Source organism: Arsenicicoccus sp. UBA2120, assembly GCF_002330965.1.
Taxonomy (GTDB): Bacteria; Actinomycetota; Actinomycetes; order Actinomycetales; family Dermatophilaceae; genus Arsenicicoccus; species Arsenicicoccus bolidensis.
In genome coordinates this window covers 1-22,521 of record NZ_DCYC01000083.1, presented here as the reverse complement: position 1 = coordinate 22,521, position 22,521 = coordinate 1, and the positions used below count along the sequence as shown (strand labels likewise).

18 protein-coding genes are annotated in these 22,521 nt (G+C 71.9%); 8 read left to right on the top strand and 10 right to left on the bottom strand.

Going from position 1 to position 22,521, the window contains the following annotated elements; translation table 11 throughout:
* Positions 1–31: 31 nt before the first annotated feature.
* Positions 32–1,027, top strand: a complete 996-nt coding sequence (locus B2P18_RS14135; protein ID WP_286960801.1) for a dipeptidase — start codon at positions 32–34, stop codon at positions 1,025–1,027.
* Here B2P18_RS14135 and B2P18_RS14130 read toward each other — a convergent pair.
* Positions 1,021–3,861, bottom strand: a complete 2,841-nt coding sequence (locus B2P18_RS14130; RefSeq protein WP_286961309.1) for a DNA translocase FtsK — start codon at positions 3,859–3,861, stop codon at positions 1,021–1,023. The genes B2P18_RS14135 and B2P18_RS14130 overlap by 7 nt on opposite strands.
* 271 nt (positions 3,862–4,132) lie before the next feature.
* Here B2P18_RS14130 and B2P18_RS14125 point away from each other — a divergent pair, with 271 nt between their 5' ends.
* Together B2P18_RS14125 and B2P18_RS14120 are read left to right on the top strand one after the other, a co-directional pair.
* Positions 4,133–5,374, top strand: a complete 1,242-nt coding sequence (locus B2P18_RS14125; protein ID WP_286961307.1) for a glycosyltransferase family 4 protein — start codon at positions 4,133–4,135, stop codon at positions 5,372–5,374.
* A complete protein-coding gene (locus B2P18_RS14120) occupies positions 5,371–6,300 on the top strand; it encodes a DMT family transporter (protein ID WP_286960768.1) in 930 nt (309 codons plus the stop codon). Before B2P18_RS14125 ends, B2P18_RS14120 begins: the two co-directional genes overlap by 4 nt.
* A gap of 73 nt (positions 6,301–6,373) precedes the next feature.
* Here B2P18_RS14120 and B2P18_RS14115 read toward each other — a convergent pair whose 3' ends face one another.
* From B2P18_RS14115 to dapA, 3 genes are read right to left on the bottom strand one after another with little or no spacing between them, the layout of a single operon-like run.
* Positions 6,374–7,303, bottom strand: a complete 930-nt coding sequence (locus B2P18_RS14115) for an endonuclease/exonuclease/phosphatase family protein (RefSeq protein ID WP_286961305.1) — start codon at positions 7,301–7,303, stop codon at positions 6,374–6,376.
* 56 nt (positions 7,304–7,359) lie between these two features.
* Positions 7,360–9,069 (bottom strand): ribonuclease J, encoded by a 1,710-nt coding sequence (locus B2P18_RS14110; protein WP_376783710.1) that lies wholly within the window; start codon positions 9,067–9,069, stop codon positions 7,360–7,362.
* Positions 9,066–9,956: a 4-hydroxy-tetrahydrodipicolinate synthase gene (gene dapA / locus B2P18_RS14105; protein WP_019284545.1), complete on the bottom strand. Its 891-nt coding sequence runs from the start codon at positions 9,954–9,956 to the stop codon at positions 9,066–9,068. The genes B2P18_RS14110 and dapA overlap by 4 nt, the downstream gene beginning before the upstream one ends.
* 256 nt (positions 9,957–10,212) lie before the next feature.
* Between dapA and B2P18_RS14100 the strand changes: the two genes are divergently transcribed.
* Genes B2P18_RS14100 through B2P18_RS14090 form a run of 3 tightly spaced genes read left to right on the top strand, consistent with a single transcriptional unit; the run spans position 10,213 to position 11,872 of the window.
* On the top strand, positions 10,213–11,004 hold the full coding sequence (locus B2P18_RS14100) for a thymidylate synthase (protein WP_037211322.1): 792 nt from the start codon (positions 10,213–10,215) through the stop codon (positions 11,002–11,004).
* Positions 11,001–11,495: a dihydrofolate reductase gene (locus B2P18_RS14095; protein ID WP_286961302.1), complete on the top strand. Its 495-nt coding sequence runs from the start codon at positions 11,001–11,003 to the stop codon at positions 11,493–11,495. The genes B2P18_RS14100 and B2P18_RS14095 overlap by 4 nt, the downstream gene beginning before the upstream one ends.
* A gap of 5 nt (positions 11,496–11,500) precedes the next feature.
* Positions 11,501–11,872 (top strand): hypothetical protein, encoded by a 372-nt coding sequence (locus B2P18_RS14090; RefSeq protein ID WP_286961300.1) that lies wholly within the window; start codon positions 11,501–11,503, stop codon positions 11,870–11,872.
* A 36-nt stretch (positions 11,873–11,908) separates the two neighbouring features.
* Here B2P18_RS14090 and B2P18_RS14085 read toward each other — a convergent pair whose 3' ends face one another.
* From B2P18_RS14085 to B2P18_RS14075, 3 genes are read right to left on the bottom strand one after another with little or no spacing between them, the layout of a single operon-like run.
* Positions 11,909–12,688, bottom strand: a complete 780-nt coding sequence (locus B2P18_RS14085) for a TSUP family transporter (RefSeq protein ID WP_286961298.1) — start codon at positions 12,686–12,688, stop codon at positions 11,909–11,911.
* Positions 12,681–13,394, bottom strand: coding sequence for an HAD family hydrolase (locus B2P18_RS14080; RefSeq protein ID WP_286961295.1), 714 nt, complete (start codon positions 13,392–13,394; stop codon positions 12,681–12,683). The genes B2P18_RS14085 and B2P18_RS14080 overlap by 8 nt, the downstream gene beginning before the upstream one ends.
* A 38-nt stretch (positions 13,395–13,432) precedes the next feature.
* A complete protein-coding gene (locus B2P18_RS14075; RefSeq protein ID WP_286961338.1) occupies positions 13,433–15,217 on the bottom strand; it encodes a proline--tRNA ligase in 1,785 nt (594 codons plus the stop codon).
* 122 nt (positions 15,218–15,339) lie between these two features.
* Between B2P18_RS14075 and B2P18_RS14070 the strand changes: the two genes are divergently transcribed.
* Positions 15,340–16,887 carry an alpha/beta hydrolase gene (locus tag B2P18_RS14070; RefSeq protein ID WP_239264688.1) on the top strand — a complete coding sequence of 516 codons (1,548 nt, stop codon included), beginning with the start codon at positions 15,340–15,342 and terminating at the stop codon, positions 16,885–16,887.
* Positions 16,888–17,020: 133 nt separating this feature from the next.
* Here the strand turns inward: B2P18_RS14070 and B2P18_RS14065 are convergent, their stop codons facing one another.
* On the bottom strand, positions 17,021–18,307 hold the full coding sequence (locus tag B2P18_RS14065) for an MFS transporter (protein WP_286961293.1): 1,287 nt from the start codon (positions 18,305–18,307) through the stop codon (positions 17,021–17,023).
* Positions 18,308–18,477: 170 nt separating this feature from the next.
* Positions 18,478–19,332, bottom strand: coding sequence for a DUF4081 domain-containing GNAT family N-acetyltransferase (locus B2P18_RS14060; RefSeq protein WP_286960779.1), 855 nt, complete (start codon positions 19,330–19,332; stop codon positions 18,478–18,480).
* A 461-nt stretch (positions 19,333–19,793) separates the two neighbouring features.
* Between B2P18_RS14060 and B2P18_RS14055 the strand changes: the two genes are divergently transcribed.
* Positions 19,794–21,470: a malectin domain-containing carbohydrate-binding protein gene (locus tag B2P18_RS14055; protein ID WP_286961292.1), complete on the top strand. Its 1,677-nt coding sequence runs from the start codon at positions 19,794–19,796 to the stop codon at positions 21,468–21,470.
* A 103-nt stretch (positions 21,471–21,573) separates the two neighbouring features.
* Here B2P18_RS14055 and ispG read toward each other — a convergent pair.
* A partial coding sequence (gene ispG / locus B2P18_RS14050) for a flavodoxin-dependent (E)-4-hydroxy-3-methylbut-2-enyl-diphosphate synthase (RefSeq protein ID WP_286961290.1) occupies positions 21,574–22,521 on the bottom strand: 948 nt, incomplete at its 5' end.

Sequence of the window (22,521 nt, the reverse complement as noted above, 5' to 3'; positions counted from 1 at the left end):
AACCCTAGTTGCCCTGCGGTTGAATGGCGGCATGCCCGACCTGGCGACGAACCCTCTGCCCGTGCTCGACACCCACAACGACCTGCCGTGGCAGCTGCGCGAGCGGTGGGCGGGCGACTCGACGGCGGTGGACCTGCGCGCCGACCAGCCCACGCTCCACACCGACTGGGCCAGGGCGTCGCGTGGCGGCCTGCGTGGTCAGTTCTGGTCGGTCTACGTCTCCTGCGCCCTGCCCGAGCCCGAGGCCGTGGTCGCCACCCTCGACCAGCTCGACCTGGTGCGCCGCATGATCGCCTCGTATGCCGACCGCCTCGCCCTCGCCGTCGACGTCCCGGGCGTCGAGGCGGCCTGGGCGGACGGGCGTCTCGCGTCACTGATCGGCGTCGAGGGCGGCCACTCGATCGGGTCCTCCCTCGGCGTCCTGCGGGTCCTGCACGCCATGGGGGCGCGCTACCTCACGCTCACGCACAACGACAACACCCCCTGGGCCGACAGCGCCACGGACGTGCCCGTGCACCACGGGTTGTCGGCATACGGCCACGAGGTCGTCCGCGAGCTGGACCGGCTAGGGATGATCGTCGACCTGTCCCACGTCTCGGCCGACACCATGCGCGATGCGCTCGCCACCACCGCCAACCCGGTGCTGTTCACCCACTCGGGGGCGCGCGCCGTCACCGATCACGTCCGCAACGTCCCGGACGACGTCCTGGTGGCGGCGGCCGCGACCGGTGGGGTGTGCTGCATCCCGTTCGTGCCGAAGTTCGTCGCCGCGGACGAGCGGGCCGCCGGGATCGACGACGTGGCCGCCCACGTCGAGCACGTCCGCGAGCTCGTCGGCGTGGAGCACATCGGCATCGGGGCGGACTACGACGGGACGCCGCTGGTCGCCGCGGGGCTCGGTGACGTCAGCACCTATCCCGCCCTGCTCGCCGTCCTCGAGGCGCGGGGGTGGAGCCGGACCGACCTGGAAGCCCTGACCCACCGCAACGTCCTGCGCGTCCTCGACGCGGTCACGCGGCGTCAGTAGCGCTCGGAGCCGCGATCGGTCAGCGCCCAGGCGTCCTCGGACTCCTCGTCGCCCTCACCCTCGACGACGCGGCCGGTCGCCATGTCGTCGCTCGCTCCGGCATACCGGTCACCGCCAGCCGCAGGACCGGCCACGGGCGCGGCTGCCACGGGGGCTGCCGGGGGTTCGTCCCCGCGCATGACGGCGAGCGTCGTGGGCAGGTCGTCCGGCTTGATGAGCACGTCGCGCGCCTTGGAGCCCTCGGAGGGGCCCACGACGCCGCGGGACTCGAGCAGGTCCATGAGCCGGCCCGCCTTGGCGAAGCCGACGCGCAGCTTGCGCTGCAGCATCGAGGTCGAGCCGAACTGCGTCGTCACGACCAGCTCGGTGGCCTGCAGCAGCAGGTCGAGGTCGTCGCCGATGTCGTCGTCGATCTGCTTGGTGGGCGCCACGACCGCGACGTCCTCGCGATAGCTCGGCTTGAGCTGCTCAGTGACGCGCTTGACCACCTCGCTGATCTCGGACTCGGTGACCCAGGCGCCCTGGACGCGCATCGGCTTGGAGGCGCCCATCGGCAGGAAGAGCGCGTCGCCCTGACCGATGAGCTTCTCGGCGCCCGGCTGGTCGAGGACGACGCGGGAGTCGGCGAGCGAGGAGGTGGCGAACGCCATCCGGCTGGGGACGTTGGCCTTGATCAGGCCGGTGACGACGTCCACGGAGGGACGCTGGGTCGCCAGCACGAGGTGGATGCCCGCGGCGCGCGCCAGCTGGGTGATCCGGACGATCGACTCCTCCACGTCGCGCGGGGCGACCATCATCAGGTCGGCGAGCTCGTCGACGATGACCAGGAGGTAGGGGTAGGGGTGGATCTCCCGCTCCGACCCGGCCGGCGGCTTGACCTGACCGGCGCGCACCGCCTTGTTGAAGTCGTCGACGTGCTTGAAGCCGAAGTTCGCGAGGTCGTCGTAGCGCTGGTCCATCTCGCGCACGACCCACTGCAGCGCCTCGGCGGCCTTCTTGGGGTTGGTGATGATCGGGGTGATCAGGTGCGGGATGCCGTCGTATGCCGTCAGCTCGACGCGCTTGGGGTCCACCAGGATCATCCGGACCTCGTCCGGGGTCGACCGCATGAGGATCGAGGTGATCAGCGAGTTCACGAAGCTCGACTTGCCCGCGCCGGTCGCTCCGGCCACGAGCATGTGCGGCATCTTGGCGAGGTTGGCGATGACATAGCCGCCCTCGACGTCCTTGCCGACGCCCATGACCATCGGGTGGGTGTTGTTGCGCGCCACCTGGGAGCGCAGGACGTCGCCGAGGCAGACGTTCTCGCGGTCGGTGTTGGGGATCTCCACGCCGATGGCGGACTTGCCGGGGATGGGCGACAGGATGCGCACGTCCGCGCTCGCCACCGCGTAGGCGATGTTCTTGGACAGCGCCGTGATGCGCTCGACCTTGACCCCGGGCCCCAGCTCCACGATGTACCGCGTGACCGTGGGGCCGCGGGTGAACCCCGTGACCTGGGCGTCGATGTCGAACTGGTCGAGCACGCCGGTGAGGGCGTCGACGACGCGGTCGTTGGCGGCGCTGCGCTCCTTGTGGGGAGGGCCGGGCTTGAGGATCGAGTCCTCGGGCAGGTGATAGGTGATGTCGCCGGCGAGGGCCAGCTGCTCGACCCGCTGCGGCAGCGGCTCGGTCGGCGGCGCCTCCAGCTGCGGCTTGCTCGGGACCGGCGCAGAGGCGGCGGGGCGGGCGCCCTCGGTGCGCCGCGCTCCAGGGACACCGGCGGCGTCGTGGAGCACAGTGGGATCGGTGGAATCCGCTGGACCCTGAGAGCCATCCGCGGTGGGCGCGTGCCCCTGGGCCGCGGCGTTGTCGCGGGCGCGACGCAGGGCCTCGGCCTCGGCGCCGACGGGGCGCTTCTGCCCGGGCCGCAGGCCGGGACGGGCGGACCGGCCGGTCGGCTCGACCACGGCGGCCTGCTCGTAGGCCTCGTCACCGGCACGCTCGTCGAGGTCGGCGTCGGTCCGGCCGCGGCGGCGCCGGGTCGCCCCACCGGCGCGCTGCGCCATCAGGTCCTGGCCGTGGCCGGGCGTCCCGTCGTGACCACCGTCGCTCTCGGCGCCCTCACCGTGGAAGAGCCGCAGGTAGGCGCCCCGCAGCCGCGGACCCACCTGGTGGACGGGCGTCGCCGTCACGACGAGCAGGCCGAAGATCCCCAGCAGCACGAGGATGGGGACGGCGCCGTAGATGCTCACGGCTGCGGCCAGCGGGCTGGAGGCGAGGAAGCCGATGATGCCGCCGGCGGCCTGCATCTCCTCCGCGCTGCCGCTCGGCGTGGGCAGGCCCTTGGCGATGTGCACGATCCCGCAGGTGGCGAGCAGGAGGGCGAACGAGCCGATGGCGATGCGGTTGGTGGCGTGGCCGTCGTCCGGGGCGCGCAGCACGCGCAGCCCGAACCCCAGCAGGACCAGGGGCAGGACGAGCGCGACGCACCCGATGGTGCCCGCGACGACCGTGTGGACGACCGCGCCGGGCCAGCCGGGCATGTTCCACCACTCTCGCGCGGCGACGACGATCGCGAGGGCGACCAGGGCGAACCCGACACCGTCGCGGCGGTGCTCCGGCTCCAGGTCTGCGGCTCCGTGTCCCACGCTGCGCACGCCCCCTCCGACGACATGGGCCAGCCCCATCCAGGTGCCCCTCAGAGCCCTGACGGGCAGCGGCAGACCCCCGTCGCGCGTGCGTCCCGGGGCAGGCTTGCGGGTCGCGCCGCCCTTGCTCGAGCCGGGGCGCGTCGATCCGCCACGACTCGTCGAGGTGGAGCGTGTGGTGCTGGTGGAGCCACGGGTCGCCATGCTCCGCAGGCTACGGGACCGCCCCTCCCGGCCCCCGAGGCACACGCGCGCCGGTGATCACAATGTGACCAGGGGCAGCCCGCGCCAGCACGGGGGACCTGGACGTCCCCCACGACCGGGAGCCGACACGCCGACGACGGCATCTGCGAGGATCTGTCCGTTCCGGCATGATCGCTGGTGGGCGTGCCCATGGCGCGCCCGCACGGGGGCCGTGCTGCGCGACGACACCGTCGCCGTGAGGCGCGGGCACGACGAAGGACCACCACGACTGATGAAGATCGCGCACGTCACCGACTTTTACCTCCCCCGCCTCGGCGGGATCGAGATGCAGGTCGCAGAGCTCACCGGCCGCCAGCGGGCGGCCGGTCACGAGGTCGTGGTCGTCACCAGCTCGCCGAGCACGCGTGACGCCCCTGCCTCCGGCGACCCCTACGCCCCCAGCCACACCAGCGCCGGGGTGCCGTTCGGCCCCGACGCCGTCGTCCGGCTGACCGACGGCTTCCGGATCCAGCACGCCATCCACCCCGCCGCCTGGCGCGACGGCTGCCGCGAGGTCCGCGAGGGCGGCTACGACCTCGTCCACTGCCACGTCGGGGTCGGCTCGCCGCTCGGGTTCTTCGTCGCCCGCGCCGCCGCCCGCGCCGGCATCCCCACCGTCGTCACCGTCCACTCGCTGTGGGCCTGGGCCATCGGCATCTTGCGCCTGTGCAACCTGGTGTGGGGGTGGACCAGGCTCCCCATCACCTGGACCGCGGTGAGCGACATGGCGGCCCGCCACGTCCGGCGGGTCCTGCCCGACGGTGCCCAGGTGCACGTGATCCCCAACGGGGTCGATCCGGCCCGGTGGACCAGACGCGGCGGCTACCCCGACCGCGAGGGCGAGCTGACCGTCGCGGCCGTGATGCGGCTCAGCGCCCGCAAGCGCCCGATGCCCCTGCTGCGGATGCTGCGGGAGGCGCAGAACCGACTGGGATCCACGGCCACGATCAGGCTGCAGATCGCCGGCTGCGGGCCCCGGCAGGCAGCCATGGAGCGCTACCTGCGCCGCCACGGGCTCGCCGACCAGGTCACGCTGCACGGGCGCCTGGACCGCGACCACGTCCGCCTCATGCTCGAGTCCAGCGACGCGTTCATCGCGCCCGCCAACCTCGAGTCCTTCGGGCTGGCCGCGCTGGAGGCGCGGTGCGCCGGGCTCCCCATCGTCGCCAAGGCGTCCGGCGGCCTGCCGGAGTTCGTCCGGCACGAGCGCGAGGGCCTCATCTGCGAGACCGACGGCGACATGACCCACGCCCTCGAGCGACTGGCGCGCGACCGCTCCCTGCTGCGCCGGATCCAGCACTACAACCGCACCCAGGACTGCGCGGTCATCTGGCCGCACACGCTCTCGCTGCTGGCCGACGTCTACGAGACCGCGGGCGCCGTTGACGTCTCGCTCCTGCCCGAGATCGACATCACGCCCCTCCAGGGTGACGAGACCGCGCGCACCCGCCAGCAGGGCTGGTCGGACCGGTGACGACGGTCCTGCTGCTGTCGCTGGCGGCGACCGCGGTCTTTGCGCTCAGCTCGGTGCTCAAGCACCGCTCCGCCGGGACCATGCCCGAGATCACCGGGACGGGCCTCGTCCGCGTGCGGCGGTTCGTCCAGGCCATGGTCTCGCACCCTCTGTGGCTCGGCGGCCTCGTGTGCGACGCCGGCGGCATCATCCTGCAGGTGCTGGCGCTGCGCGAGGGTGCGATCTCGGTCGTGCAGCCGATGCTGACGCTCGCCCTGGTCTTCTCCCTCGTCCTCAACGCGTGGTTCCTCAAGCAGCGCCCCTCGGGGCGCGAGGTGCTCCTGGCGCTCGCGCTGGTCGGCGGCCTCGTGCTGTTCCTGTGGGCCTCCGGGGCCGCCGCCCCCAAGGGGCCGGAGGCCAAGGGCGCCCGCAACCCCGCCATCTTCGTGGGTGTCGGCACCACCATGCTCGTCCTCGTCTGCGTGACGGTGGCCCGCCGCGTCGGCCCTCGACGCAAGGCCGCCCTGCTGGGCACGGCGGTCGCCGCGCTCTACGCCTGCACGGCCGCCCTCATCAAGACCTGCACCCGCATCGTCGAGCACGGCATCCCGGAACTGCTGCTCTCCTGGCAGCTCTACACCCTGATCATCGCCGGCGGGCTGGCCCTGGTGCTCAACCAGATGGCCTTCCAGGCCGGGCCGTTGTCGTCGAGCCTGCCGGTCATCGCGAGCCTGGACCCGCTGTTCAGCCTGATCATCGGCGGCGCGGTCTACGGCGAGCGCCTTCACTCCGCCCCCAAGGACCTGCTGCTGGAGGGCATCGGGCTCGCGGTCCTGCTCGCCTCGGTCTTCGCCCTCAGCCGGCTGTCCGCCCGGCACCAGCAGGACGATGCCGTGGCAGACGGGCCGGCCGAGGGGCCGGCCGACGAGCGACCCGTCCTGACCTGAGTGCGCGGCCTGAGTGCGCCGGCCTGAGTGCGCGGCCTGAGCACCTTGGCCTGAGCGGCCCGACCCGCGCGGCTCACCCCACCCGCAACCGCGCCCACACCGCCCGGTGGTCCGTGTCCGGGATCGCGACGACCCCACTGTCGACCACCCCGACGTTGCGCACCAGCACGTGGTCGATCTGCGCGAAGGGTGGGTACCACCGGCCCTGGGGCCACGTGGGCTCCCAGCCCTTTCCCGCCGACCGCGCGGCGTCGGTCAGCGGCGCCACGGCCTGGCGGAAGGGCGGGTGGCTGTAGGTCGCGTTGAGGTCCCCCGCGACGACGACCGGCTGCTCCGGGTCGAGCCGGGCCACCCGAGAGATCCAGGACTCGAGGTCCGCGAGGTCGCTGCGCCAGCGGTCGGGGCTGGTCGGGGCGGCCGGGTGCACCCCCCGGAGCATGACCTCTCCCCTGCTCGTGCGGAGCAGGCCGTATGGCGTCCCGGTGCGCGGGTCGTAGGACGGGGACACGACGCGCAGGGGGTCACGGGTGCGCACCACGAGGCCGCTCGCCCGCGGCCCGGGCTGACCCATCGAGTGCGCGTAGCGCCCGGACAGCCCCGCCGCGTCCAGCCGCTCGAGGGCGCCCGGCGTGACCTCGACCAGCACGACCACGTCGGCGTCGAGGCGGTCGATGGCGGCGATAAGCCGACGCGGGTCGGCCCGGCCGTACTGCAGGTTGGTCGAGAGCACCACCAGGTCGTCCGGGCGGGGCGGGACCGTGTCGGGCAAGACCGTGGGGGCGGCCAGAACGGCATACGCCAGGGCCGGGACGAGGGCCACCGCCAGCGGGCCCCAGGCCCGCGCCAGCAGCAGGGCCGCGACCCCGAGCCCCACAAGGACCCCGCCCAGCGGCGACACGGCCTGCAGGGCGAGGAAGCCGGTGCGCTCGGGGACCAAGGCCCAGCGCAGCGCGAGCAGCCCGGTGCCCGCCAGCGTCAGCACGGCCCCCGCGACGAGGAGCACCCGCGAGGAGGGTGACCAGATCGTCGTCGAGGGCCTCGTCCGGGTCGACCCCGCCGTCATGCGTCGATGACGACCGGGATGATCATCGGGCGGCGCCGGAGCTTGGTGCCAACCCAGGAGCCGAGCGTGCGTCGCACGACCTGCTGCAGGGCGTAGGTGTCCGTGGTGCCCTTGGCCATGGCCTCGACCACGGCCTTCTCGACCTGCGGGCGCACCCGGTCGAAGACCTCCTGGTCCTCGGCCACGCCGCGCGAGGTGATCTCGGGCTCGCTGACCACCTCGCCGGTCGAGGTGTCCACGACCACGATGGCGGTCACGAAGCCCTCGTCGCGCAGGATCCGCCGGTCGCGCAGGAGCTCGTCGCTGGTCTCTCCCCCGAGGGCGGAGCCGTCGACGTAGACGTAGCCGCACGGAACCTCGCCCACGATGCTCGCGACCCCGTCGACGAGGTCGACGACGGTGCCGTCCTGGCAGAGCAGGACCCGCTCGGCCGGCACGCCGGTCGCCTCGGCCAGGCGTCCGTTGGCCACCAGGTGGCGCCACTCGCCGTGCACGGGCATGACGTTGCGGGGCTTGACGATGTTGTAGCAGTAGAGCAGCTCGCCGGCGCTCGCGTGCCCGCTGACGTGGACCTTGGCGTTGCCCTTGTGGACGACGTCGGCGCCGAGCCGCATCAGGCCGTTGATCACGCGGTAGACGGCGTTCTCGTTGCCGGGGATCAGCGACGAGGCCAGCAGCACCGTGTCGCCGGGACCGACCTCGATGCGGTGGTCGCGGTTCGCCATACGGCTCAGGGCAGCCATCGGCTCGCCCTGCGAGCCGGTGCACACGAGGACCAGCTGGTCGTCGCGCAGGGACCCGACCTTCTTGATGTCGATGAGCACGCCGGGCGGGACGTGGAGGTAGCCCAGCTCGGCGGCGATGGTCATGTTGCGGACCATCGACCGGCCCACCATGGCCACCCGTCGCCCGGCCTTGTGCGCCGCGTCGAGCACCTGCTGGACCCGGTGCACGTGCGAGGAGAAGCAGGCCACGATGATGCGACCGGTGGTGTGGCGGAAGACCTTGTCGATGGCCGGGGCGATCTCGCGCTCGGGCGTGGTGAAGCCGGGGACCTCAGCATTGGTGGAGTCGGTCAGGAAGAGGTCGACCCCCTCCTCGCCCAGACGCGCGAAGGCCCGCAGGTCGGTGAGGCGGCGGTCCAGCGGCAGCTGGTCCATCTTGAAGTCACCGGTGTGCAGCAGCGTGCCCGCGGCGGTGCGCACGCACACCGCGAGGGCGTCGGGGATGGAGTGGTTGACCGCGACGAACTCCAGGTCGAAGACGCCGGCCTGCTCGCGCTGCCCCTCGCGCACGCCCAGCGTGTAGGGCGTGATCCGGTGCTCCTTGAGCTTGGCCTCGACCAGCGCCAGGGTCAGCTGGGAGCCGATGAGCGGGATGTCCGGTTTGCGCTTGAGCAGGTAGGGCAGAGCCCCGATGTGGTCCTCGTGCCCGTGCGTGAGGACCACGGCGTCGACGTCGTCCAGGCGGTCCTCGACGTAGTCGAAGTCCGGGAGGATCAGGTCGATGCCCGGGTGGTGCTCCTCGGGGAAGAGGACCCCGCAGTCGATGATCAGCAGCCGGCCGCGGTGCTCGAGCACCGTCATGTTGCGGCCGACCTCCCCGAGACCGCCGAGGGCGACGACCCGCAGGCCGCCCTTGGGCAGCGCGGGCGGGGTGGTGGGGACCTCGGTCACGAGGTCGGGTGCAGCGGAAGCAGAAGTCACATCAGTCCTGAGCTACGGAGGCCGGATCGGACGATCTCGGCCTGGTCGTCGGTGGCCGGGACCAGCGGCAGGCGCACGTCGGCGTGGGCGATGACGCCCAGCTCGACGAGTGCCGCCTTGGTCATGATGGCCCCCTGGGTCACGTTCATGACGGCGTCGACGACGGGCACGAGGCGGCGATGGATCTCGCGCCCCCGCTCGACGTCGCCGCCCTGGATGGCCCCCACCATCTCGGCATACGCGTCGCCGGCCACGTGGGCCACGACGCTGACGATGCCGACGGCGCCGAGCGCCAGGTGGGAGAAGTTGGCGACGTCGTCGCCGGAGTACCACTGCAGGTCCGTGGCGCGCTGGACCTTGGTCGCGGCCCACAGGTCGCCCTTGGCGTCCTTGACCGCCACGATGCGCGGGTGGTCCGCGAGCCGGACCAGCAGGTCGGTGGGGATCGGGACGCCCGCCCGACCGGGGATGTCGTAGAGCATGACGGGCAGCTCGGTGGCGTCGGCCACGGCGCGGAAGTGCGCCTCCAGCCCGGCCACCGAGGGCTTGTTGTAGTAGGGCGTCACGACGAGCAGCCCGTCGGCGCCCGCGTCGGCGGCCTGGCCGGCCAGCTCGATCGTGTGCCTGGTGTCGTTGGTGCCGACGCCCGCGACGACGTGCACGCCATCGCCGACGGTCTCACGCACCAGGCGGACCAGCTCGGCCTTCTCGTCGTCCGTGGTGGTCGGCGACTCGCCCGTGGTGCCGTTGACGACGATGCCGTCGTGGCCGTGGTCGACGAGGTGGCGCGCGACCTGACGCACGCCGTCACGGTCGATCGAGCCGTCGGGGAGCATCGGGGTCACCATGGCCGACAGGACTCGGCCGAACGCGGGTGAGGTCGTCATGAGGTCAATGTATCCCGGGGTGCGCGCGAGGGGCGGTGACCGCCACGGGCATGGGTCGGCGCCGGACATGTGAATCGCGTAGCCACCCGCTCGGGGGTCCGGGTGGCTACGCGATTCACGGACTACATCGGCAAGGGGGGCGATCTCGTTACAGCCGGGTCGCGGGAACTCGTGTGACCTGGCTCACATCGGCTGGCCGCTCCCTCGCGCCCCGTCGATGACCGTATGACGGACCTGCCCGGCTACCGTGGTCGCCATGCAGCAGTACCTCGACCTCCTCGACCACGTCCTCACGACCGGGGTGGACAAGGCGGACCGCACGGGCACCGGCACGCGCAGCGTCTTCGGGCACCAGATGCGCTTCGACCTCGCCCAGGGCTTCCCGGTCCTCACGACCAAGAAGCTCCACCTGCGGTCGATCATCGGCGAGCTGCTGTGGTTCCTGCGGGGCGACACCAACGTGCGCTGGCTGCAGGAGCGCGGGATCTCCATCTGGGACGAGTGGGCGGATGCGGACGGCGAGCTCGGACCCGTCTACGGCCACCAGTGGCGGTCCTGGCCCACCCCGGACGGCCGCCAGGTCGACCAGATCGGTCAGGTGATCGCGTCGCTGCGCAGCAACCCCGACTCGCGGCGCCACATCGTCTCCGCCTGGAACGTCGCGGACGTCGACCGCATGGCCCTGCCGCCCTGCCACACGATGTTCCAGTTCTACGTCGCCGAGGGGCGGCTGTCCTGCCAGCTCTACCAGCGCAGCGCCGACATCTTCCTCGGTGTGCCGTTCAACATCGCGTCCTACGCCCTGCTCACGATGATGGTCGCGCAGCAGACGGACCTCGAGCCGGGCGACCTCGTCCACACGCTCGGCGACGCGCACCTCTACTCCAACCACCTCGACCAGGCGCGCCTGCAGCTCACGCGCACGCCGCACCCGCTCCCCACGATGCACGTCGCGCGGCGCCCGTCGATCGACGCCTACGAGCTCGAGGACTTCACCCTCGAGGGCTACGTCGCCGACCCGAGCATCAAGGCACCGATCGCCGTATGACGTCGCGGACGCTCACCCTCGTCGCGGCCGTCGGTCGCAACGGCGCCCTCGGGCGGGACGGGCACCTGCTGTGGCAGCTGCCGGGCGATCTCCCCCGCTTCAAGGCCCTGACGCAGGGGCGTCCGCTCGTCATGGGGCGCAAGACCTACGAGTCGATCGGTCGCGCCCTGCCGGGCCGACGGACGATCGTGGTGACCCGGGACGCCAGGTGGGTCGTCCCGGATGCGGAGACCGCGTCCTCCCTCGAGGAGGCGTTGGCGCTGGCCGGCGACGACGAGGTGCGCTGCGGCGGAGGCGGCGAGATCTATGCCCTCGCCCTGCCCCTGGCGGACCGGCTCGAGCTGACCGAGGTGGACGACGCCCCGGACGCCGACACGTGGTTCCCCGAGATCGATCGCGCGCAGTGGCGCGAGGTCCGGCGCGAAGAGGTCGCGGCGACCCAGGCCCACCCGGGCTTCGCGTTCGTGACCTACGACCGGGTGCGGGGCTGACGCTCGTGCGCAACCGCGCCGTCCTGCTGCTGATGCTCCCGGCGATCGTCGCCGCCGTCGGGGTCGCGGTCGCCTGGACGCGGTCCCGAGAGCTGGCCGCCCGGGCTGCGGGTCGGGGTCGGGGTCGCGCGCTCGTCTGGCCGCTCACCCTCGGCGGTGCGCTGACCGGGCTGCTCCTGGGGGTGGCCGTGGGCGTCCTGACCGGGCTCGCCGGCGGACGCGCGGACCTGGGCCGGGACGCCATGGACGGGACCTTCCTGCTCGTCCCGGGGATGCTGGCGGGCCTCGGCGCCGGCCTCGCCCGCTGGGCGACGATCAGGGCCGTGTGGCGCCGCCAGAACCGCTTGCGGCGACCACGTCGACCGCGCCGGGGCTGAACGAGGCGGCCAGCGCGGGTCACCAGCGGCCGACGCTCACCACAGGCCGAGCAGCTGCCCGCCGATGCGGACGACGAACGCCCCCACCACCACGATGAACACGATGCGGACGAAGCCCGTGCCTCGCGACACCGCCGTCCGCGCCCCGATGTAGCCGCCCGCGATGTTGGCCAGCCCCATGACGACCCCGATCGGCCACATGACGGCCCCGTGCGGGATGAAGACCACGAGGGCCGCGAGGTTGGTCGCGAAGTTGGCGATCTTGGCCTTGGCGCTGGCCTCGAGGAAGGCGTAGCCGGTCAGCCCGACCAGGGCGAAGACGAAGAACGACCCGGTGCCGGGTCCCAGCGCCCCGTCGTAGAAGCCGATGACCACCCCGATGACCAGTGCCGCCGCGAGGTGGTGCCGGCCGGAGAACCGCAGCTGGGTCGAGGCGCCGAGGCTGGGCTTGACCACGGTGTAGGCGCCCACGACGACCAGCGCCACCAGGATGATCGGGTTGAACGCCTCCTTGGGGATCCTGGTCGCCACGACCGCACCCAGCGACGATCCGGCGAACGCCGCCACCGCGAGCGGGATCGCGGTGCGCAGGTCGGGACGCACCCGGCGGTAGTAGGTCACGGCGCTCGTGGAGGTGCCGCAGATCGAGGCCAGCTTGTTGGTGGCGAGGATCTGCGCGGGCGAGGCGCCGGGCAGACCGACGAGCAGCGCGGGCAGCTGGATCAGCCCTCCCCCGCCGACGACGGCGTCGACCCAGCCCGCGCAGAACGCGGACGCCACCAGGAAGAGCACGACCTGGAGGGACAGCTCACCCACGCCCGCACCATCGGTCGACGATCGTGAGGACGTCGAGCAGCTCGTGGGCCACGGCGTCGGGCTCCGCCTCGTGCGAGACCTGCTGCGCGACGGGGATCCGCGAGTGGGGCACCCACACCGCTCGCATGCCCACCTGCTGGGGGCCGTGGACGTCCTCGAAGGACCGGTCCCCGACGTAGACGCACCGCTCCGGCTCGACGCCGACGGCGCGTGCAGCAGCGAGGAAGGCCTCGGGATGCGGCTTGGCCCAAGGGATCTCGCTGGAGTAGACGTCGGCGTCGATGAGGTGGGCGACCCCGTCCCGCTCGAAGACGCCACGGTGGTAGTCGCGGGTCCAGATCGTGTTGGACAGCACGCCGACGCGGATCCCCCGCTCGCGCAGGCCGGTCCACAACGGCTCGACCTGCGGGTCGGTGAGCGTGTGCGGCTCCCAGAAGGTCTCGTAGGCCGCCAGCCCGGCCAGCGTCGCCTCGTGCTCGGGGTCGAGTCCCACCTGCGTCAGCAGGTCCGCGAGGCGCCCAGACTCGTGGCTGGTGTGGGCGCGCTGCCAGAGCTCGTCCTCGGCGAGCAGGATGCGCGCCGTGAGCTCGTGGAGCGAGCAGGCCATCGTGCCGTAGCCGCGGGAGAACTCGACCCACTGCTGGCGCAGGTCGACGTCGTGCCAGGGGGTCAGGGTGCCGCCCCAGTCGAAGACGACGGCACCCACCGGCGAGGTCGCCGGGTCCGGAGCGCGTGCGGGGCCGGTCAGGACCGCACCTCCCGGGCGATCTCGGCGACGACGTCGGCCACGGCGACCTCGCGGCGGTCGCCCGTGCGCCGGTCCTTGATCTCGACGGTGCCGTCGGCCAGGCCCTTGCCCACGACCACGATGGCCGGGACCCCGATGAGCTCGGCGTCCTTGAACTTCACACCGGGGCTGACCTTGGCGCGGTCGTCCACGATCGACGTGATCCCCTGCGCGGCGAGCTCGGTCACGATCCGGTCGGCCTCGACGAAGACCGCCTCGTCCTTGCCGGTCGCGACGACGTGCACGTCGGCGGGGGCGACGTTGCGCGGCCACACCAGGCCGATCTCGTCGTGGTTGGCCTCGGCGATGGCGGCGACCGCGCGCGAGACGCCGATGCCGTAGGAGCCCATCGTGACGGTGACGAGCCGGCCGTTCTCGTCCAGCACCTTGAGACCCAGGGCCTCGGCATACTTGCGGCCGAGCTGGAAGATGTGGCCCATCTCGATGCCCCGGGCGGTGCGCAGGGTGCCGGCGCCGTCGGGCGCGACGTCGCCGTCGCGGACCTCGGCGGCCTGGACGGTCCCGTCGGCCGTGAAGTCGCGGCCGTAGACGAGGTTGACGACGTGCACGCCGGGCTTGTTGGCCCCGGTGGCCCAGGACGAGCCGTCGGCGATGCGCGGGTCGAGCAGGTAGCGGATCCCGGTGCGGGACACCACCTCTCCCTGCTCGTCGCGCTCGACGGTCTCCCCCAGCGCGCCCGGCCCGATGTAGCCGCGGACGAGCTGCGGGTAGGCCGTGAAGTCCGCCTCGGTGAACTCCTCCACCTCGGCAGGCGCGACCTGGGCCTCGAGGCGCTTGAGGTCGACCTGACGGTCTCCGGGAAGGCCCACGACGAGGGGCTCGCGGGTGCCGTCGGGCTGCACGAGCATGACGACGACGTTCTTGAGCGTGTCGGCGGCCGTCCACGCGCGGCCGTCGTGGCGCGGGTGCTCCGCGTTGAGCATGTCGACGAGGGTCTCGATGGTCGGCGTGTCGGGGGTGTCCACCTCCTGCGCCGCCGGCACGCCCGAAGCGTCGACGGGCTCGGCCTGCGGCACGACGACGGCCTCCACGTTGGCGGCATACCCGCTGTCGTCCCGCACGAAGGTGTCCTCGCCGACCTCGCTGATCGCGAGGAACTCCTCGCTCGCCGACCCGCCCATCGCGCCCGAGGTCGCCTGGACGATGACGTAGTCGAAGCCGAGCCGGTCGAAGATCTTGACGTAGGCGTCGCGGTGGGCGTCGTAGGACTTCTGCAGCCCCTCGTCGGAGACGTCGAAGGAGTAGGAGTCCTTCATGATGAACTCGCGGCCGCGCAGCAGACCGGCGCGGGGGCGCGCCTCGTCGCGGTACTTCGTCTGGATCTGGTAGAGCGACAGGGGCAGGTCCTTGTAGGAGCTGTAGAGGTCCTTGACCGCGAGGGTGAACATCTCCTCGTGCGTCGGACCGAGCAGCATGTCGGCGCCCTTGCGGTCGGTGAGGCGGAAGAGGTTGTCGCCGTACTCCGTCCACCGGTTCGTCGACTCGTAGGGCTCGCGCGGCAGCAGCGCGGGGAAGCTCAGCTCCTGCGAGATCTGGTCCATCTCCTCGCGGACGATGCCCTCGACCCGGCGAAGCACCTTGAGCCCCAGGGGGAGCCAGCTGTAGACACCGGGCGCCGCGCGACGGACGTAGCCGGCGCGCACCAGCAGCCGGTGACCGGGCAGCTCCGCGTCGGCCGGGTCCTCGCGCAGGGTCCGCAGGAACAGGGACGACATGCGCATGATCTCACCGGACACGGTGGTGCTCCTCGGATGGGCGAAGGTGGGACCACGGCAGGATATCGGCCCTGGCTCCTGGCCTCGACCACGTTCGGGCGTAGCCTCGGAGACGGAGGTGAGTGGTCGTGGAGGAGGGCGTCGAGACGCCGGGCGAGGGCGTGCGACCTGGAGGGGACGCCGGCACCGGACCCCTCACGCTGGAGGCGGGGCTGCTGGCCGCGGCGCAGTCCCTGGAGCAGGCCGTGGCGGCGGCGACGAGCGCCCACCTGCACCTCACCGAGGCGCTGGCGGCCGAGCGGACGTGGGCCCGGCCCGGCGACGCCGTCCTCGACGAGATCCTGACGCGGCGCACCGACGTCGGGCTGTATGCCGCAGGCCTGCTCGTCGACCAGCTCCGCACCGAGGCCCGGACCGCCGCCTCGCGCTACCCCCGCCTCGGGCTGGCTGGCGAGGACGTGCTGCCGATCCCCCGCGACGAGGCGCCCGACGTGGTCGCCGCCTGGTGGCGTGACCTGGACGCCGGCGACCGTGAGGAGGTCCTGCGGCGCCACGCCCCCTGGGTGGGGCGGGCGGACGGGCTCCCCACCGCCGTGCGGCACACGGCCAACCTGCAGGTGCTCGAGGCCGAGATCGCCCGCCGCAGCCGCGAGCTCGACGTCGACACCGGCGCACCCGCCGACGAGGCCACCGTCGAGGAGGAGCGGGACCTGCGCGGCCTGCTCAAGCTCCGGGCGCTGTTCTCCGACCCCGAGCTGCTGGCCGAGGTCCCCGAGGGGCTCGCCCAGGTCTCGACCCCGCCCTCGCGTCGTTTCCTCTATCTCCTGGACGCCCGCAGCTATCCCCTGCGGACGGCCATCGCGCTCGGCGACCCCGACACCGCGACCCACCTGGTGGTGCACGTGCCCGGCACGACCACCACCGTGGACCTGCGCCTCTATCGCGAAGCCACCTGGATGTCCTGGCTGCGCGACGAGACGGTCCGCCTGCTCGGCCCCGACGCACGCGTGGCGGTGATCGACTGGATCGGCTACCAGGCGCCATACGACATCGCCACGCGAAAGGCCCTGGGAGACACGGGGATGCGCGTCCTCGTGCCCGGTGAGGCGTCCGACCCTCGATATGCGCGGGAGGCAGCCGACCACCTGGCGCGCACCCTGGAGGGGGTGCGGGAGATCGCTCCGGCGGGGGCACGCATCGTGGCGAGCGGCCACTCCTACGGCGCGTCCGCCATGGGGCTCGCCCTCGCCCAGCTCGCCGCCCGGCACCACCACGTGGTGGACGCCGCGATGACGGCCGGCGCACCGGGCATCTTCGCCTCCCGCCTCTCCGACCTCGGGCTGGCGCCCGGCACGTTGTACGCCTGCGTCGCTCCCGGCGACCTCATCGGCATCCTGGGCATCTTCGGCGGCGAGGTGCTGCGGATCCCCGGCGTGCACCAGCTGTCCCCGCTGGCCCGACGCGTTGTCTACCCCGACGGCACCTGGACGGTGCTGCGGCCGCCGGTCGGGCACGAGCAGTACTACCACCGCGGCACCGCGAGCCTGCTCCACCTGGCGGCCGTGGTCGCGGACGACCAGCCCCGCATCAAGCTGACGAGCCGCCCGTGGGCGATGCTCACGGGCGGCTCGTCGAGCGCCTCGGACCCCGGCGACGCGGGCGAGGCGGTGCAGTAGCGGTTCGATCAATCGAGCTGGACTTGACTGACCTCCTCGGCCCTCCGGTCCGCGCTCGTCCCTCGCTGCGATCCTCAGGCCGTCGTTGATCAGTCGAGCTTCTTGCCGCGCGTCTCCGGCATCGTCAGGATGATCAGCGTCGCCACCGCGGCGACCCCCGAGACGACCCAGAAGAAGCGGTCGCCATCTGGTTCTGGTTGAGCCAGGTGATCAGGTAGGGCGCTCCCCCGCCGAAGACCGCCACCGTGATGTTGTACCAGGCGCCGATCCCGGTCGACCGGACCTCCGTCGGAAACAGCTCGGCCATGATCGCCGGCAGGATGCACGACGCGAAGGCGAACGCGGACATGCCGAGGACGTAGAGGATGGTCAGGCTCAGCAGGTCCGGCTTGATCAAGGAGGACAAGGGCACCATCGCGACGGCGTAGAACACCGTGAAGATCAGCATCATCGGCTTGCGCCCGATCTTGTCGGACAGTGCTCCCAACGGGTACTGCAGGGCGATGAAGATGACGATCGAGATCGTGAGGGCCATGAACACGTTCTGCCCCACCTCCGGGTTCGTCTTGGCGAACTTCTTGACGACGCTGGAGTTGATGGAGCCGATCAGCGTGTAGTAGGCGACGGCGAACAGCATGGTGGTGCCGACGACGTGCAGCACCGACCGCGGGGAGAGCCGCAGGGTGGTGAGGAGGGGGTTCTTGACCTTCTCGATGGCCTTGGCCTTGTGCTCCTCGAAGTGCGCCGACTCCTTGAGGTCCTTGCGCATGAAGAGGCCCACGAGGGCGAAGATGCCGCCGAGGATGAACGGGATGCGCCAGCCGAACTCCGCCATCTTGGCGGGTCCCAGCGTGCGGGTGAGCCAGAAGCCGAGCGTCGTCGCCAGCAGCAGGGCGACGCCCGTGCCGATGTACATGAACGAGACGTAGCGGCCACGCCGACCTGCGGGCGCGACCTCGGACAGGTAGGCCGAGGTGTTGGACAGCTCGCCGCCGGCCGCGATCCCCTGGGCGATGCGCGCGAGGACGAGGACGAGCGGCGACCAGATCCCGATCTGGTCGTAGGTCGGCAGTGCGCCGATGACGAACGAGCCTCCGGCCATGAGCGCGACGCACACGAGCATCGCGCCGCGACGCCCCGTCAGGTCCGCGACCCGGCCCATCATCCAGCCACCCAGGGGGCGGAAGAAGAACGCGGCGCCGAAGGTCGCGAAGGTCAGCAGGAGTGCGAGGTCCTCGTTCTCCTTCGGAAAGATCTGGGTCGCGAAGTAGGTCGCGAACAGGCCGTAGATGGTCCAGTCGAACCACTCGACCGCATGGCCCACGGTCGCCGCGGCGATGGGCTTGACCGGGAAGGCCCCGGGTGTCGGCGTCGCCGGCGGGGGGAGGGTGGACTCGGGGGTGGGTGCAACGGAGCTCATGCAGGCTCCTCGGGCGGGTGAGCCGTGCTCCGTCGGACGGCTCCTGGACGGAGGGTGTTGCTTGACGCCACGTCAACGGAATGCGTCTCGCCGGTGCCCTGTGACGAACGGTCGCCCCTTCCTGACGGGCGGTCGGTGACCGCATGTCCACCCACCGACGAACGGCGCGCTCACAGCAGGACGGTGGCGAACTCCCCGACCTCCCGCATACCGATGCGGGCGTAGGTGGCCCGCGCGGCGACGTTGAAGTCATTCACGTACAGCGAGGCGCGAGCGGCGTGCTCCGCCAGCACTGCCTCGACGACGGCTGCCATGGCCGGCCCCGCACGCCGTCGGCCGCGCAGGTGCGGCGCCAGCCAGACCCCCTGGATCTGGGCGGTCCCGAGAGCGACCGAACCCACGTCGGCCTTGAACACCACGTCGGGCCCCTCGGTGACGACATAGGTCCGCCGCTGCTCGATCAGCGAGGCCACGGATCGGCGGTATGACGCCACCGAGCCGACGTACGGCGGGTAGCCGATCTCCTCGGTGAACATGGCCGCCGCAGCCGGCACGACGGCGTCCAGCTCGTCGGGCCCGGCCAGCCGCACGCAAGGGTCCAGAGCGAGGCCGAGCTCGCTGGGCGGGACGGTCGTCGCCATGAGCGGCTGCGACCCGCGGACGGCCCGTGGCATCCCCCACGACGGCGAGAGCAACGCCCAGAGCCCGAGCACCTCGTCGGACGGGCCGAACAGCGAGGAGGCCCAGCGGCTGCGCCGGCGTAGTCGCTGGGCGAAGGCCGGGGCCGTGTCCGGTCCGACCTCGACCGGAACGACGTTGGCTCCGGTCCACACCAGAGATCGCCAGCCGAGGGGGTCGCCCCGGTCGGCGTAGCCGAGCACGCAGCCGGGGGTGGTCCGCAGCGCACCCTCACGGATGCGCGCCGCCACGAAGACGTGGGCGTCAGGCCGACGTGCACAGACAGCGATCGCCGCGTCCTCGTCGGCCGGCGTCAGGGCCTGGATCGGCGATCGGGAGCGGAGCACCCCCCAAGGGTGGACTGCGGTGGGTCGCTTGTCACGCCACCACGCGACGCGCCGGGACGAGTTCGCGCAGCAGAAAAAGGCCCCGCCACGGCAGCTGCCGGACGAGGCCCTTTCTGGCTGCGGGGCTGCTCAGGCCCCGCGGTTGCGAACGGCGCCGGGGGCGGCGCCCATCTCGCCGTGCTCCCCCGAGGTGGCCCCCATCCGGCCGCGCCTCGCAACACCCTCACCATATCAAAGACTTCGATGTCGAAGTGACCTTCGGGGCGTCACGGCCTTGAATCGTCGTACAACACATAGAGTGATTTTCTTTCCCCGAATAGGCCTACCATCGAGTGCTTTGAACTATCACACTGGCTGATGGACAGCCATTCGTGCAGAAACGGTTGCACAGAGTGGTTGTCGCGGCCGTAGCGCCATCATCCGGCCCGGCTGCAGTTCTCCCCTCACCCTCTCGAGGTCTCATGCACACCCCCCTGTCCGCACGCCGGCGACGCCGGCTGACGGGAGGCGTCATCGGCGCCGCCCTGCTCACGTCAACCGCCCTGGGGTCAGCCCAGCTCGCCGCCGCCTCCGCGGCGCCCGTGACGGCGGCGCCCGCTGCGGCGACCGCAGATCGCGACCGGCTGCCCGAGCGCATCTTCGCCCCCGACGCGTTCTGGTATCGCAGGCTGCCGGCGAACACCCCGAAGGACCCGCGCTCGGCGGAGATCTCCAAGCACATCTACGACCAGGGCGTCTCGTACTACGGCCGCCCCGGTGCCCCGTCCATCGCGGTCAACACGGTGCGCTACTCCGCGCCGATGTACATGGCCAAGGCTGGCGACCCCACCACGTCGTTCAGGTTCGAGAACTGCCAGGGCAAGTCGTACGGCGACACCGGCCTGATCGCCAACCACCTCAGCAACCTGAGGATCCCGGCCTACGCCCGTCCGGCAGAGGGGACGGACCTCGAGATGCTGGTGTACGACGCGAGCTCCCGCCGCCTCACGGAGACCTGGGTCACCCGCAAGAACAACGGTACCTGGTCGGCGTGCTGGGGCGGCAGCATCCCGGACGCCTCCAAGAGCAACGGCGTCTTCCCGCACCCCTTCGGCACCACTGCCAGCGGGCTCTCCCTCGCCGGGGGCACCATCCGCCCCGAGGAGCTGCGCCGCGGTCGTATCGACCACGTCATCGGCATCGCGCTGCCCCACAACGCCCCCTGGCCCAACGTCTCCCGTCCGGCCAACCGCACCGACGGCTGGAACCCGTCGGGACGACCGGCCGCCGCCGAGGGGCAGATGCTGCGCATCCCGGCCTCCGTCAACCTCGACGCCCTGCGCCTGTCGCCCACGGCGCGGACCATCGCCAAGGCCGCCCAGGAGTACGGCGTGGTCGTCTGGGACACGGCGGGATCGATCAGCTTCCGCGCGGAGAACCCGATCGGCATGACCAGCGACCCCTATCCCGAGCTGTTCCGCGGGCGGGCCGACTGGCAGGAGATGCTGGGCGACCCCGGACGCGGCGAGCGTGGCTTCCCGCTCGAGCTCCTCGAGGTCCTGCCGATGAACTACGAGGCGCCCGTCTCGTCGGCGCCCGCACCCACCCCGACGCCCACTCCCACTCCGACGCCCACTCCCACCAAGCCGACCCCGGCCCCGACCCCCACGCCCACCCCGACGCCGACCATTCCGGTGCCGGGACCGGGCGTCGCCACCGTTCGGCAGACCGCGGCCTGGCTCGACCAGACCGATGCCCAGGGCCGGCGATGGGCCGGGCGCGGTGACGCGTTCGACTCGTACAAGACGGGTACGGCCATGGTGGGCCGTGACGTGGCCGGCACCGGTGACGACCAGCTGTACCGCTCCACGGTCTACGGGATGACCTCCTACCGGACCAAGGTCGCCAACGGGACCTACCGGGTCAAGCTCTACACCGCCGAGGACTACTTCACGGCTCCCGGGCGCCGGGTCTACTCCGTCCGGGCGGAGGGCTCAACGGTCCTCAAGGACGTGGACGTCTTCGCCCGCACCGGCGGCGCCTTCCGGGCCTACGAGCCGACCTTCACCGTGACGGTCACCGACGGGCGGCTCGACCTGGGCTTCCACGCCGTCAAGGACACCCCGAGCCTGGCCGCCGTCGAGGTCACCAAGCTCTGACAGCGTCCGCCGACGGGCTCGACGAGAGCGGGCCACCCCTCGTGTGGGGTGGCCCGCTCTCGTCGGTCGTCATCGCGCGTCACGTCATACGGACGCCGCGGACTCAGCCGACGGTGATGGTGGGGCTGCCGGCGGACTCCTCGTCCGCAGGCTCGCCCATCTCCTCGGCGAGGCGCATGGCCTCCTCGATGAGGGTCTCCACGATCGCGGCCTCGGGGACGGTCTTGATGACCTCGCCCTTGACGAAGATCTGTCCCTTGCCGTTGCCGGACGCGACCCCCAGGTCGGCCTCGCGAGCCTCGCCCGGGCCGTTGACGACGCAGCCCATGACGGCGACGCGCAGCGGCACGGTCATGCCCTCGAGCCCGGCGGTCACGGCGTCCGCCAGCTTGTAGACGTCCACCTGGGCGCGCCCGCAGGACGGGCAGGAGACGATCTCGAGCTTGCGGGGCCGCAGGTTGAGGCTCTGCAGGATCTGGATGCCGACCTTGACCTCCTCGACGGGAGGGGCGGACAGGGAGACCCGGATGGTGTCACCGATGCCCTTGGACAGCAGCGCACCGAAGGCGGTGGCGGACTTGATGGTGCCCTGGAAGGCGGGGCCCGCCTCGGTGACGCCGAGGTGCAGCGGCCAGTCGCCGCGCTCGGACAGCAGCTCGTAGGCCCGCACCATCACGACGGGGTCGTTGTGCTTGACCGAGATCTTGAAGTCGTGGAAGCCGTGCTCCTCGAACAGGCTGGCCTCCCACACCGCCGACTCGACGAGGGCCTCGGGGGTGGCCTTGCCGTACTTCTCGAGGAGGCGCTTGTCGAGGGATCCGGCGTTGACGCCGATGCGGATCGAGGTGCCGTGGTCGCGGGCGGCCGCGGCGATCTCCTTGACCTGGTCGTCGAACTTGCGGATGTTGCCCGGATTGACGCGGACCGCGGCGCAGCCGGCCTCGATGGCGGCGAAGACGTACTTGGGCTGGAAGTGGATGTCCGCGATGACGGGGAGCTGGCTGTGCTGGGCGATCTGCGCCAGGGCGTCGGCGTCGTCCTGGCTGGGGCA

Bases quoted from the DNA above. Each gene is read 5' to 3' on its own strand.
- B2P18_RS14065 (WP_286961293.1), bottom strand. From the start codon at position 18,307: ATGAGCTCCGTTGCACCCACCCCCGAGTCCACCCTCCCCCCGCCGGCG.
- B2P18_RS14125 (WP_286961307.1), top strand. From the start codon at position 4,133: ATGAAGATCGCGCACGTCACCGACTTTTACCTCCCCCGCCTCGGCGGG.
- B2P18_RS14135 (WP_286960801.1), top strand. From the start codon at position 32: ATGCCCGACCTGGCGACGAACCCTCTGCCCGTGCTCGACACCCACAAC.
- B2P18_RS14100 (WP_037211322.1), top strand. From the start codon at position 10,213: ATGCAGCAGTACCTCGACCTCCTCGACCACGTCCTCACGACCGGGGTG.
- dapA (WP_019284545.1), bottom strand. From the start codon at position 9,956: ATGACGACCTCACCCGCGTTCGGCCGAGTCCTGTCGGCCATGGTGACC.
- B2P18_RS14130 (WP_286961309.1), bottom strand. From the start codon at position 3,861: ATGGCGACCCGTGGCTCCACCAGCACCACACGCTCCACCTCGACGAGT.
- B2P18_RS14055 (WP_286961292.1), top strand. From the start codon at position 19,794: ATGCACACCCCCCTGTCCGCACGCCGGCGACGCCGGCTGACGGGAGGC.
- B2P18_RS14095 (WP_286961302.1), top strand. From the start codon at position 11,001: ATGACGTCGCGGACGCTCACCCTCGTCGCGGCCGTCGGTCGCAACGGC.
- B2P18_RS14075 (WP_286961338.1), bottom strand. From the start codon at position 15,217: ATGCGCATGTCGTCCCTGTTCCTGCGGACCCTGCGCGAGGACCCGGCC.